This is a genomic window from Ottowia cancrivicina (genome assembly GCF_029813755.1).
GTDB lineage: Bacteria > Pseudomonadota > Gammaproteobacteria > Burkholderiales > Burkholderiaceae_C > Ottowia > Ottowia massiliensis.
This window is the reverse complement of record NZ_JARVII010000015.1, coordinates 55,609-68,004: the sequence shown is the minus strand read 5'-3', so window position 1 is coordinate 68,004 and position 12,396 is coordinate 55,609. Positions and strand designations below refer to the sequence as shown.

Below are 12,396 nucleotides of genomic sequence, written 5' to 3'. Positions count from 1 at the left end.
CGGGCCGCCTGCAACTCAAAGCCGAATACGACAGCCAGGGGCGCGTCATCAAACAAACCGACGCCCTGGGCCAAAGCGTCAGCATCAGCCACCAAATCTGTCTGCGGGGGGTAAAAGGGGGATTGGGGCGGTCTGCGGCGTTGCGAGTCCTTGCCGGGTCACAAGGCCTGTCTGCCGTTGGCGCCTTGCCGTTCAGCCTGATTCCTGCGCTTTCGCTCCTCATGGCCAGGCTTTGAACAGGTTCCCGGCAAGCTGCAAGGCTTGTGTCTGCGGATGGCGCCTTGAAGCGATTCCGATCGGCTCTTTCGCCCCTCGCGGCCAGGCTCTGAACGGGCGCTTAGTCGTAGGAGATGCGGTAGATCACGTCCAGGGCGGCTTGCTCGCCGGCCTGGCCGCGCACGAGCCAGCGGCGCGAGAGTTCGTAGTAGATGAACAGGGTGCCCATGGCGCTGCCCAGGGTTTGTTCGTAGGTGGTGTAGAGCTTGTCCGAGAGGCGCTTGCCGACGGTGAGGCTGGTGCTGCCGCTGCCGGAGCCTTCGCCTAAAGAGAGTTCGTCCAGGCCCACGCGGGAGGCCATGCTTTTGCCGTCGCGCCCGCTCAAGGCGGCCAGGGCGGCTTGCTGGAGCATGGCGGCTTCTGCGCCGCCGGATGGGGCGGCGCGGCCCAGCAGCAGCCAGGCCAGCGTCTGGCTGTCGGAGAGTTCGGGCTTGGAATACAGGCGCACGCTGGGCAGCAGGGCTGTGCCGGTCACGCGCACGCCGGCTTGCTGGTCGCTTTGGTAGTTGGGGCGCAGGGCCAGGATGTCGAGCACGGGGTTGTCGGCCGCGCCGTTGAAGCGCACGACGCCTTTGCTGATTTGCAGCTGCTGGCCGTAGGCGCGGAAGGTGCCGCCTTCGGTGCGGATTTCGCCGCTGACGCGCGGCAGCGTGCCGATGGGGCCGCTGGCCGTGGCCTGAAGCCGCCCGGTCAGGCGCGTGTCGATGCCTTGTCCGCGCAGGGTGAAGGCGTTGCCCAGGTCCAGGCCAAGTTGGGCGGCGAGGGTAGTTTTGGCTTCGCGCTGGCTGGCTTGCCGCTGCTTTTTTTCGGCTTCGGCGTCTTGCGCGCTTTCGCGGCGGCCATCGGCGCGGTGGATGACCACGTCGTCGTCCAGCGTGGGGGCGCTGTCGTCGGGCAGTTCGATGTGCGCCTGATCCACGCGCAATTGGCCATCGAGCGTGGCGGCGCTGCCTTGCATGGCCGCTTGCAGCTTGCCAGACAGGGCTATCTGGCGGTCGGGCCGGATGCTGGGGCGCAGGCCGCTTAATGTGGCGTCGATGCGGGCGCTCCATTGCCCGCCCGCCCAGCCGGCCTGGCCGCTGGCGGTGACGGAGCCGCCGTCCGCCAAGGCGCTGGCGGGCTGGGCGGCCTGGGCGGTTTGGTTTTCGGCGGCTTTTTTGCCGGGGGCCTTGCCGCCGCCTTGGAGGGTGAGGCGCTCGATGACGAGCTGCTCGCCTTGCAGGCGCGCGCGCAGTTCGCCGTTTTTGAGTTCAAAGCCGTCGGCCACGGAGCGCAGGGCCAGGCCGTCTGCGCCGATCTGGCCGCTCCATTGCGGGGCGCTGCGGGTGCCGCTGATGCGCAAGTCGGCATCGAGCGCGCCGCGCAGCCGCCAGCCGGGCGGCGCCAGCAGCGACCAGGCGGCCACACGGGGCAGTTTGGCGCTCAGATGCCCTTGCAGGGGCGCATCGGCGGGCCACGGCTCGGGCGCGCTCCAGGGGGCGTCGCCTGCGGCCAGCCGGGTTTGCAGCTGGCCTTCGGCCTGGCCGATCTGGCGGGTTTGCCACAGCAGGCGGGCGGTGGCGTCCTGGCCTTGCACGTTGAGCGACACGCGGGCGGCTTGCAGGCCCGCGCTTTGGCGCTGGGGCGCGCCGGGCAGCGGCGGCAGGATGAGGTCGCCTTGCGTGCGCTCCACGGCCGCTTGCAGGCGCAAGGGCTGCCCGCGCGCCCATTCGGCGTCCCATTCGGCGGCCAGGATGGCGCTGCCGGCGATGTCGAGCACCGGCTCCAGGCTTTTTTGCAGCTCCGCGCCCGGGATGAGCGCGGCCCAGGCGAGCGGCACGTTTTGCAGCTTGCCCTTGGCGCTCCAGCGCGCATCGGCCCATTTCAGGTGATCCCACGAGAGCGTGGCGGGCTGCGCCGCGCTGGCGGGCGAGAGCGCGAGCGCGCCCGCGCTGGCGGCCACGGACAGCGGGGCGGTTTTTTCCGCCTCTGTTTTGGCGTTGGGCTGGCCGCCCGCCGGGCCGTTTTCAAGCGTGAGCGTGAAGGGCGACTTCAGCGCGGCGCGCCAGGCGGCGGGGGCGTAATCGGGGTCTTGCGCCGTGATGTCAAGCTGGCTGAAGGCGGCCTGCCAGCCTGAAACAGCTTTGGAGGCAGATTGGGATGGCACGGAGCGCACGCGCGCCTGCGTTTGCAAAGTGGCGCGGCGGCCCGCCTGCCGCGCCGCGCCTTTGAGAAAGACGCTGGCGTCTTGCAGGCGGCCCGTGGCGCGCGCTTCGGCCCCTTGCAGCTTGAGCGGGGCGGCGCCGGCGCTGGCGCGCCACTCCAGCTCAGGCGCGGCGAGCGTGAGTTTCACGGCCGGGTCGCGCCAGCCGCCTTGCCACTGGCCTTGCAGGCTGGCGCGGCCTGTGAGCAGTGTGCTGGCCAGCGCCTGCCGCACGCTGGCGGGCAGCGCGGGCAGGGTTTGCAGCCATTGCAGGGTTTGGGCGAGGCTGGCCGCTTGCACTTCGGCCTGGCCTTTGCCGCTGGCCGGGGCGGCGCTGCCTTGCAGGGCCAGTTTCAGGCCGGGGGCCGTGAGCGCCAGCTGGCCCTGGCCGGACTGATCGGCCAGGCGCACTTGCACGCCGCTGGCGTGCAGCTGCGCATCGGCCGCGTGCAGCGTGAGCGTGGGCAGCTCAAGCTGGCCTGCGCTGGCCTGGCCTTGCGGGCCGGCTTGCCATGTGCCCTGGGCGGTGAGCTGGCGCAGACGCAAGCGGGCCACTTCTTGCGCGATTTCCTGCGCGAGCGTGGCCGGGGCGCTGGCGGCGGGTTGGGCGGCGCTGGCGGCGTCAGCGGCGGCGGCTTGCAAATCCACATCGAAGGTGATGGGCGCGGGGGCGGCATCGGCGGCATCCGTCTGGGCCGTCTGGGCCGTCTGGGCCGTCTGCGCGCCGCCTTGCGCCGGGGCGCTGGCCCGCACGTGGCCGGACAGGGGCTGCGCTGCCAGCGCCGTGTGCAGCGCGGCGGGGCGGATGCCTTCGAGCCTGGCGTTCACGCGCCAGCCGCCCGGGGGCTGCGGGCTGGCATTCGTTGCCTCATTTGCTTTGTTTTCGATAGCGGGCTGCGCTGATGCCACGGGGGTTTGCGGCGTTTGGGCCTCTGAATGGGTTTCTGAAGGCAGCCAGTGGCCGTCTGCTTGCAGCGTGCCGCCCGCCAGATCGGCGCTCAGTTGCTGAACGCGTACGCCCAGGCCTTGCGGGCCGGAGGGCAGGCTCAGGCGGGCCTGAAGCTTTTGCAGCGGCAGGCGGCGCGCGTCCCACGGGCCGGGGCGCGCGTTGGTGAGGCTGGCCTGCACGTTCCACGCGGCGGCGCTGGCTTCGTTGGCGTTGGCTTCATCGGCGTTGGCTTCATCGGCGTTGTTTTGGGCGGCATCGGCGGGGTCGATGCGCACCTGGCCGGATAGGCGCGTTTGCGGCGCAGCGGGCCAAAAGGGGGCCAGGTCCAGCCAGGCAAAGCGGGCCTGCGCCTGGGCCACGGGCTGGGCGGCCCAGGGCGTGATGCGCGCGGCCAGATCGGCGCGCGGCGCTTGCGGGCCGTTTTCCGCATCGCCTTGCGCATCGTTTTGTGCTTCGCTTTGCGCATCGCTGGCTGCGCCGCCTTGTGCATGCGGCGCAGGCGGGGCGTCAGGCAAGGCATTGGCGGCTTCTTCATCGCCATGCAGCAGGCGCTCGCCCAGTGCGTCGATGTCGCGCTCTTGCGCCGTGTCCAGCGCGTTTTTGTCAGCGGGATGCTGCTCGCGCAGGCGGGCCGCAAGGCGCATGTCGCTCATGGGGCCGCTCAAGTGGGCGCGCAGCAGCAGGCGGGGCGAGGCATCGGCGGCAGGGGCGTCAGCGGTGGGTGTTTCAGCAGGCGTTTCAGCAGGCGGCGCGCTTTGCGGCAGCGCCTGCTGCAAGGCTTGCAGGCTGAATTCGCCGCGCAGCGAAACGTTCAGGCGCGCGCTGGCGTCGTTGCGCAGGCGCGCGCTGGCGCTGTAGCGGCCGCCCATCAGGCTGGCGCTGTCCAGCCGCAGCAGGTGCATGAGCTGGTTGAAGTGGTAGCTGCCCGCAATGCCAGTGATGCGCAGGCCGGGCTGGGCCAGCTCCACGGCCCCGGCGTGAAAGGCGTTCACCTCCACGCGCAGCGGCAGCTCCAGCGGCGCAGGCGGCCCGGCGGCGGGCGCTTCGTCGCTGGGCGGCCGGGCGTCGTCCACGCGGATGCGGGCCGCGCCCAGCTCGTCCAGGCGCAGCTTGCCGCGCAGCAAGGAAAGCAGATGCCAGCGCGCCTGGGCTTCGTCCGCCTCCACGGTCAGGCCGCCTTCGCTCCAGCGCACTTTCGCGGCTTGGCCGCCGTGCAGCACGGAGCCTTGCAGCCCTTCGATTTGCAGGGCAGCCGGCATGTAGGGCTGCGCCCAGGCGAGCGCCTGCTCCAGCGAGCCGGGCGAAGCCGCCCAGCGCCACAGCACGATGAGCGCCAGCAGCACGGCCACAAGCAGCGCCAGCAGCAGCCAGGCCAGGCGGCGCGGCCAGCGGCGCCGGGGGCGCTGGGAGCGCGGGGGCGCGGCGGCAGGCGCTTCGGGCAGGGGGGTGGCGGATGAAGGAGCGGTGCTCATGGCGAAAGAGGGCGGAAAGGGTCAGCGGCGGCCGGCAAAGCCGCATCAGAAACAGGAGCAAATTCAGGGTGCCGAAAAACGCGGTTGTCGCAATATAAGCGGGGACCTCATGCTATGGAACAAGGAGCAAATAATGGCCCTGCAAGCCGCTTCAGAACACGAAGCCCACCGACAGGTGCAGCCTGAACTTGCGCGTCTTGGCGCCGTAGGCGATGGCGGCGGTCATGGGGCCGACGGGCGTTTTCACGCGCGCGCCCGTGCCCAGCCCCAGGCGCGGGGTGAGCGCGCCGGGGTTTTCGGCCACGTCGCCCGCGTCGATGAAGGCGATGTATTCGATGCCGCTGGGCCGCCCTTCGCTGTTCAGAATGGGGCGCTGCCACTCCAGGCTGGCGGTCATCATGTAGTGGCCGGGGGCGGTGATGCCGCCGCGCGCAATGCCGATGTCGCGCCAGCCGTAGCCGCGCACGCTGTTGTCGCCGCCGGCGCGAAAGAGCAGCGCGCTGGGCACGCGCGCGCCGTCGGGGCTGAGCACCGCGCCCGCTTCGGCGCGCACGGCCAGGCGGCTGCTGGCGGCGCTGCGGCCCAAGGGGATGTAGCCCAGCCAGCGCGCCACTCCGCGCGTGAAGGGCTGGCGCTTGCCGTTGATGGTGATGCCGCCGCCCAGCTCAAAGCCCAGGCCCCAGCCGCCGGTGGGGTCAGACAGATGGTTGAAGCGCCGCGTGGTCCATATGAAGTTGAACGAGAGCGCGGAGCCGTCGCCCGTCATCTCGTCGGTCACGTACTGGCCGTCGGCGCCCTTGACGCGCGAGAGGTCGTATTGCACGTAGAAGTTGCGCTCGGAGCGCTCGCGGCTTTGCGAGCGGCCAAAGCGCAGCTGGCGGTTGTAGGTGGTCAGGTCGTCGTCTTTGACGCGGCTGAGCCTGGCCAGCGCGCCCCAGCGCCAGCCGCTGGCGGCGGGCATGGAAAGCAGGTCGCTTTCCATGAAGGTGTTGGCCGCTTCCAGCTGCGCCTTGCTCACGGCGCGCCAGCCGAGCCAGGGCACGCGGTTGTGGCGGTGCTCCAGCGTGATGCGCGGGCCGCCGTCGGTGGTAAAGCCCAGGCCCAGCGTGGCTTTTTTCAGCGGCGCTTCGGTCACCTGCATTTGCACGGGGGCGGTGACGGCGGCGGGGGCGGCGTTTTCGTCCTGGCCCTCGCTTTCGCTGCGCTCTTGCGGATCGACAGAGACGTAGGCCGCGTCGTAATAGCCGCTGCTGATCAGGCGCTGCTGCGCGTCGGCCAGGCGCGCCTGGTCATACGGCTCGCCCACGGCCAGCTGCGCCAGCCGCCCGGGCAAAAAGGCGGGGTAGCGCCGGTTGCCCGTGACTTGCACGGGGCCTAGCCGGTACAGCGGGCCGGAGTCCAGCGTCACGCCCAGCTTCACGCTGCGCGCGGCCTCATCCACATCGGCCTGGCTGCGGCCCATACGGCCTGCCGGATAGCGTTTGGCGATGAGCTGGCGCAGCGCGCCGGATTTGGCGCTGCTCCACGCCTCTTGCGTGAAGCCCTTGCCCGCGCCCAGCGCCCAGTCTTCGCGGATGGCTTTTTGCTGCTCTGCGGCGGCCGGGTCGGCGGAATGCGCGATGTCGCCCGCAAAGGCGATGTCCGCCGCCTCCACCATCGCCTGCTCGCCCGGCTCCACGGCAATACGCACCACGGGCGGCTGCCCTTTTGCGGCGGCTTGCCGCGTGAGCGTGATCTGCGGCGAGAAATAGCCCTGCGCGGCCAGCAGGCCCTTCAGCCCGCTTTCGGCCAGCGCCATCAGGCGGTCCAGCTCGGCGGCGTCCAGATCGGGCACGGACTGGTAGCGGCGCAAATCGTTATGGCGCTCCAGCAGCGTTTTCAGCTCTTCATTGGCTGTTTGCACTTCAATGGTGAAGGCGGGCTTTTCAGCGGTGTTTCCGGCGGCGTCCGGGGCGGATTCGGCGGCGGGCGCGCTGGCGGCGGCCGGGGCATCATCCGCCCGCGCCGCCGTGCAGGGCATCAGGGCCGCTGACAAGCCTGTCAGCAGGGTCATTGCCGCCACGCCCAGGCGTGGCCGCTTCTTGGGGGAACAATCGGGCAGGCGCATCGGGGCGGAAGTGTAAAAGCAGCCCACCGCCCCGAAGCCCGCCGCAAATGCCAACTATTTGCCGTTCAGGGGTTTTTGCGAGTCCGGCAGCGCCCGAAAGCCCGAATGCCCGAAAGCCCGAATGCCCGGACATTCAACCGAACGCCCCGCCTTTTGCCACCTTTGCCCATCAAGGATGAAACCCATGAGCCGCAGCCTGCCCGGTTTTTCCGCCCCCGCCGCCTCTTTTGACCAGCCCTTTGAAATGATGGAAGCCTGCCACGACCGCGTGCAGCGCAGCCTCGATTTGCTGGAGCGCATCGTCCGCCACATCGACGAAAACGGCCACGACGCGCAGTCGCGCTCGGCCGTGCAAGACGTGCTGCGCTACTTCAACATGGCCGCCCCCCACCATCACGAAGACGAAGAGCGCCACGTCTTTCCCCTGCTCGAGCACTCGCCCGACGCACGGCTGCGCCAGGCCGTGGCCACCCTGAAGGCCGATCACGTGCGCATGGCCGAACTCTGGGCCGCCCTGCGCCCGCGCCTGCAAGCCTGGCTGGCGCCCGATGCCCCCGCGCTCACCGATGAAGACCGTGCCCTGGTGCGCCGCTTCACCGGCATTTACGCCACCCACATTCCTTTGGAAGAAACCCTGGCCTACCCTGCCGCCCAGGCCCTGCTGGAGCCGCAGCCGCTGGCCGAAATGGGCGCCGAAATGGCCGCGCGGCGCAAGAGCAAGTGAAGCGGGCCGCGCCGCCTGATGGCCCCCGGAACCCGTTCAAGGTTTGCCCGTGGACATCAGAAACAGGAGCAAATATACAGGCATTGAAAGTGGCTCCCGCGCCCATTCCACTAGGACATCACGCTACAGATAAAGGAGCGTCATCAGGCGTTCATGGGACGTTCAGGCGGGCTGGATGCGCACGCCGTCGTGGATGCGGTCGTCGGGCTGGAGGATGACGGTCTGGCCGGGGGCTGCGCCTTCGAGAATTTGCGCGGCGGCGTCCGAGCGCAGGCCGACGCGCACGGGGGTCAGGCGCGCGCGGCCGTTTTCCACGACATACAGCGCCCAGCCGCCTGTGCTGCCCGCGCCGCCTTCGGTGGCGGCGGTGCGGAAAAGGGCGCTGGCGGGCACTTGCACGGCGTTTTCTTCCTGGCGGGTGATGAATTCGGTTTCAACGCGCCAGGCGTCGCCCAGGGCGGCCCAGTCGGCGCGGGGGCTGGTGAGTTCCAGGATGACGCGGGTGCGCTGCTCTTGCACGCCCAGGGCGGAGACTTTGGTGAAGCCGCCGGGTTCCACGCGGGTCACGCGCGCTTGCAGGGGGGCCGGGCCGCCCCAGCGCAGCACGCGGGCGGTCATGCCGGGGGCCAGGCGCACGGCGTCGGTGGACAGGACTTCGGCTTCGATTTCAAGCTGGGCGGTGTCGCCCACTTCCATCAGGCTTTGGCCGGCGGCCACGGGGGTGGCGCTTTGCAGGCTGCGGCGCAGCACCACGCCGCTGACGGGCGAGAGCACGGGCTGGGGCGCGCGGGCGCCGCTTTCACCTGCTGCGCCTTCGTGGGCAAGCGTGGCGCGGGCGGCAGCCACGCGGGCGATGGCGGCTTGCTCGTCGGCCTGGGCGGCGGCCAGTTCAGCGGCGGCGCGCGTGGCGGCGGCCTGGGCCTGGTCCAGCGCTTCTTGCGAGGCGGCCTGGCCGGCGGCCAGGGCGCGGGCGCGCTTGAGGCTGGCTTGCGCGAGCTGGTGGGCGGCGCGCGCGGCGGCGATGCGCTGGCTGGCGGCGGCTTGCTGGCTTTGGCCGCTTTTCACGTCGGCTTCGGCCTGGGCGCGGCTGCGGTCGTCGAGCAAGGTGCTGGCGGCGGGGGCGATGTAGGCCACGGGCTGGCCTTGCTGCACGGCGTCGCCCGGCTCCAGGGTGATGCGCTGGAGCGTGCCGGAGACGGGGGCGGCGATGGCGTAGCGCTGTTTCAGCCGCGTTTTGGCTTCTTCGGTGAAGGTTTCCTGCAGGGGGCCTTGCGTGACGGCGCCGGTGGCGGCCAGCTGGCGCGGCTCGCGCCAGGTGAGAAAGGCCAGCGCGCCGATGAAGCTGGCGGCCAGAACGAAGTAGAGGGCTTTGCGCGGAAGGGTCATGGGCGGCTCGGAGGTGGCAAAGGGGCTTTATTCGCGGGTTTTGAGCGCCTCGATCAGGTCAAGGCGGCGCACGCGCCAGTTCACGGCCAGGGCCGAGATGATGGCGCTCACGCAGGTCACGAACGAGGGAAAGGCGAAGGTGGAAGGCCGCACGATGAGGGGCACGCGAAACAGCTCCGTGCTCATGCCATGCGCCACGAAGGCCGACAGGGCGTAGCCCACGGCGGCGGCCACGGGCAGCGACAGCAGCACCAAAAGCGCCAGCTCGCCCAGCAGGATGTAGCTGACTTCGCCGCGCGTGAAGCCCAGCACGCGCAGGCTGGCCAGCTCGCGCGTGCGCTCTGACAGCGACATGCGCGCCGAGTTGTAGACCACGCCGAAATTGATGATGGCGCCCATGAGGGTGGCCATGAGGGTGAAGATGCGGGTGAAGGTGGAGATGGTGCTGCGGTAGTTGCGCAGCGAGGCGGTCTGTGATTCGGCGCTGGAGACCAGCGGGCGGCGATCCAGCTCGCGCAGCACGCTGGTTTCCATGCCCTTGTCCACCAGCAGGAAGGCGCTGCTGGCCAGATCGTCGTCGCCCAGGGCGCGGTTGAGGGCGGGCAGGCTCATGTAGGCGTTCATGCCCAGGGATTCATCCAGCAGCTGCGTCACGGGCAGGGTCAGGCGCGGCTGGCGGCCTTCCATCACTTCCACCCACACGGTGTCGCCGGGCTGCACGCCCAGGCGGCGGGCCAGCCACGTGCCCAGCATCAGGCCCGTGGGAGGCGCTGGCTTGTGCTGCAAGCTGGCGCTGAAAGGGCGGCGCATGCGGGCGTTTTCAGGCAGGCCCTCGATGGCGGTGAGCATTTGATGGTTCAGATGCCCGATGCGCACGGAAACCATGCGCGTGCCTTCCACGGCGCGCACGCCGGGCAGGGCGCGCAGCTCGTGCAGGGCGCGGCGCGGCGCGGCTTCGGTGAAGGAGGCGGCCACGTCGTAATGCCGCGCCAGGCCGAATTCGACGGCCAGCAGGTGGTTGATGGCGGCGATCTGGAAGTCCGACATCATGACGATGCCGCCAGCCAGCGCCAGGCCAATGACGGTCATCAGCGCCTTGAAGGGACGGCGCTCCAGCTGCCGCAGGATCATGCGCGTGGGCTGCGAGAGCCAGCGCGTCAGCCCCAGCCGCTCGATGAGCGTGGGGCGAAAGCTTTCGGGCGCGGGCGGGCGCATGGCCTGCGCCACCGGCTCGCTGGCGGCGGCGAAAACGGCGTGGCCCGTGCCCGCCAGCGCGGCCAGCAGGCTGATGGCCGCGCCAATGGCCACCACCTGGGCATCCGTGCTGAACACCAGATAGGGAAAGCGGAAATTCTTCTGGTACTGCCCCGCCAAAAGTGTGCCCAGCCACGCGCCGGCCAGCGTGCCGATGACCACGCCAATCAGGCAAATGAAAGTGACGATCTGCCCGTAGTGCAGCGCCACCTGCCAGGTGCCGTAGCCAAAGGCCTTGAGCGTGGCCACCTGGTCGCGCTGCATGCCGATGAGGCGCTTGAACACCACATTGAGCAAAAACGCCGCCACGCCCAGGAAGATGGCCGGAAACAGCCACACGTTGGTGGCCAGCTGCTTGAGTTCTTCATGCAGGAAGCGAAACGACATCTGCTCCATGCGGCCCGTGGCGCCGATGCCGCCGTAGCGTTGCAGGATGCGGTCGGTGGCGCGGATGACTTGCTGCTCTTGCTGAAGGCGCGCGCTGGCCGTGCCGGCGTGCGCCAGGCGGATCACGATCTGGTTGAACGCGCCTTTCATGTCCATCGCCGCTTCCATCGCCCGGCGCGGCGCCCAGACGATGGCGTAGCGCTCGTAGTCGGGAAACATGCCGCCGTGCTTGATCTGGTACAGATGCTCGGCGGACACGGCAATGCCCGCCAGGCGGAACCACTGCGTGCGCCCGTGCACCGTCAGGCGCAGGCGGTCGCCCGGCTTGAGCCGGTGCGCCTTGGCGAAGGCGTCGCTGATCAGGATTTCGTCTTGCGCGCCCGGCGCCAGCATGCGGCCCGTGCGCAGGTGCACGCGGTTGAGGCGCGGCTGACCGTCGTCAGGCAGCGACTGCATGAGCGCCTGCACGGGGTCGGCAAAGCCGGGCACTTCCATCTTGGCGAACGAGACGATGCGGGTTTCCGTTTCGGCCACGCCGGGCAGATCGGCAATTTGCCGCTCCACCGCGCTGGGCGCGCGCTTGAGGTGCGCCCACACGTGCGCAAAGCGCTGCTGGGCATACAGCATGTCGCGCGTGGTGCGCAGCGAGTCCAGCGTGGATTGCGACATCACCAGCATGGCAATGCCCGCCGCAATCACCAGCGCAATGGCCAGCGCCTGCCCGCGCATCAGCCACAAATCGCGCAGCGCCTTGCGGGTCAGGGCGGATACCGGCATGCCTGGCCTTTTCCTTCAGCGGCTCACCATTGCAGGCTGGCCGCCTGCTGGCGAGTGGCATTGCGCTGCTCGCGCACGATCTGGCCGTCTTGCATCCACAGCACGCGGCTGGCCATGCGGGCGATGTCGGCGTTGTGGGTGATGATGACCGTGGTGGCGCCCATTTCGGCGTTCACCTGCTCCAGCGCCTGGAGCACGCGCACGCCCGTGGCCGAATCCAGCGCGCCCGTCGGCTCGTCGCACAGCAGCACCGCAGGCCGCTTGGCAATGGCGCGCGCAATGGCCACGCGCTGCTGCTCGCCGCCCGAAAGCTGCGCGGGAAAGTGGTCCAGCCGCGCCGTCAGCCCCACCAGCGCCAGCGCCTCTTCGGGCGCGAGCGGATGGCGGGCGATTTCCGTGACCACCGCCACGTTCTCTCGCGCCGTCAGGCTCGCAATCAGGTTGTAGAACTGGAACACGAAGCCCACGTGCTCGCGCCGAAAGCGCGTGAGCGCCGCGTCATCAGCGCGGCTCAAATCCTCGCCGCCATAAAACACCTGCCCGCTGCTGGGCACATCCAGCCCGCCCAGAATGTTCAGCAAGGTAGACTTGCCGCTGCCCGAAGGCCCCAGCACCACCACCAGCTCGCCGCGCTCCAGCGCCAGATCCACCCCGCGCAGCGCGCGCACCTGCACATCGCCCATGTGATAGGTCTTGGTCAGCCCTTGCGCCCGGAAAACGGGCGCAGCGGCTGCAACTTCAGGCATTTCAGGCGTGCGCATGCGGCGGATTATGCGGAAGGCATTCGCCGCCTCTGCGACAATCTGCCCCTTTCCGGAACCCGGCGCGCGGCCAGCCAGCCCGCGCCGCCGCCGTGGAAACAGCGAAACCTGCTTTGATAAC

General features: G+C 69.8%; 7 protein-coding genes. 2 read left to right on the top strand and 5 right to left on the bottom strand.

Features of this window, described 5'->3' with window-relative positions:
- Nucleotides 1-236: RHS repeat domain-containing protein (locus tag QB898_RS08390; RefSeq protein ID WP_279524572.1), on the top strand; the 236-nt coding region annotated here is incomplete at its 5' end.
- A 101-nt stretch (nt 237-337) separates the two neighbouring features.
- Here QB898_RS08390 and QB898_RS08385 read toward each other — a convergent pair.
- Nucleotides 338-4,879: a translocation/assembly module TamB domain-containing protein gene (locus QB898_RS08385; protein ID WP_279524571.1), complete on the bottom strand. Its 4,542-nt coding sequence runs from the start codon at nt 4,877-4,879 to the stop codon at nt 338-340.
- Between the two features lie 151 nt (nt 4,880-5,030).
- Nucleotides 5,031-6,932, bottom strand: coding sequence for an autotransporter assembly complex protein TamA (locus QB898_RS08380; RefSeq protein ID WP_279524570.1), 1,902 nt, complete (start codon nt 6,930-6,932; stop codon nt 5,031-5,033).
- Nucleotides 6,933-7,170: 238 nt separating this feature from the next.
- Here QB898_RS08380 and QB898_RS08375 point away from each other — a divergent pair, with 238 nt between their 5' ends.
- Nucleotides 7,171-7,710, top strand: coding sequence for a hemerythrin domain-containing protein (locus QB898_RS08375; protein ID WP_279524569.1), 540 nt, complete (start codon nt 7,171-7,173; stop codon nt 7,708-7,710).
- Nucleotides 7,711-7,872: 162 nt separating this feature from the next.
- Here the strand turns inward: QB898_RS08375 and QB898_RS08370 are convergent, their stop codons facing one another.
- The 3 genes from QB898_RS08370 to QB898_RS08360 are packed head-to-tail and all read right to left on the bottom strand — an operon-like array spanning nt 7,873 to nt 12,275.
- A complete protein-coding gene (locus tag QB898_RS08370; protein WP_279524568.1) occupies nt 7,873-9,096 on the bottom strand; it encodes an efflux RND transporter periplasmic adaptor subunit in 1,224 nt (407 codons plus the stop codon).
- A gap of 27 nt (nt 9,097-9,123) precedes the next feature.
- A complete protein-coding gene (locus QB898_RS08365) occupies nt 9,124-11,514 on the bottom strand; it encodes an ABC transporter permease (protein WP_279524567.1) in 2,391 nt (796 codons plus the stop codon).
- 23 nt (nt 11,515-11,537) lie between these two features.
- Entirely contained in the window at nt 11,538-12,275 is a 738-nt protein-coding gene (locus QB898_RS08360) for an ABC transporter ATP-binding protein (protein ID WP_233199867.1), read from the bottom strand.
- Nucleotides 12,276-12,396: the final 121 nt, after the last annotated feature.

Coding starts and splice junctions, on each gene's coding strand:
- QB898_RS08385 (WP_279524571.1), bottom strand. CDS start 4,879: ATGAGCACCGCTCCTTCATCCGCCACCCCCCTGCCCGAAGCGCCTGCC.
- QB898_RS08380 (WP_279524570.1), bottom strand. CDS start 6,932: ATGACCCTGCTGACAGGCTTGTCAGCGGCCCTGATGCCCTGCACGGCG.
- QB898_RS08375 (WP_279524569.1), top strand. CDS start 7,171: ATGAGCCGCAGCCTGCCCGGTTTTTCCGCCCCCGCCGCCTCTTTTGAC.
- QB898_RS08370 (WP_279524568.1), bottom strand. CDS start 9,096: ATGACCCTTCCGCGCAAAGCCCTCTACTTCGTTCTGGCCGCCAGCTTC.
- QB898_RS08365 (WP_279524567.1), bottom strand. CDS start 11,514: ATGCCGGTATCCGCCCTGACCCGCAAGGCGCTGCGCGATTTGTGGCTG.
- QB898_RS08360 (WP_233199867.1), bottom strand. CDS start 12,275: ATGCGCACGCCTGAAATGCCTGAAGTTGCAGCCGCTGCGCCCGTTTTC.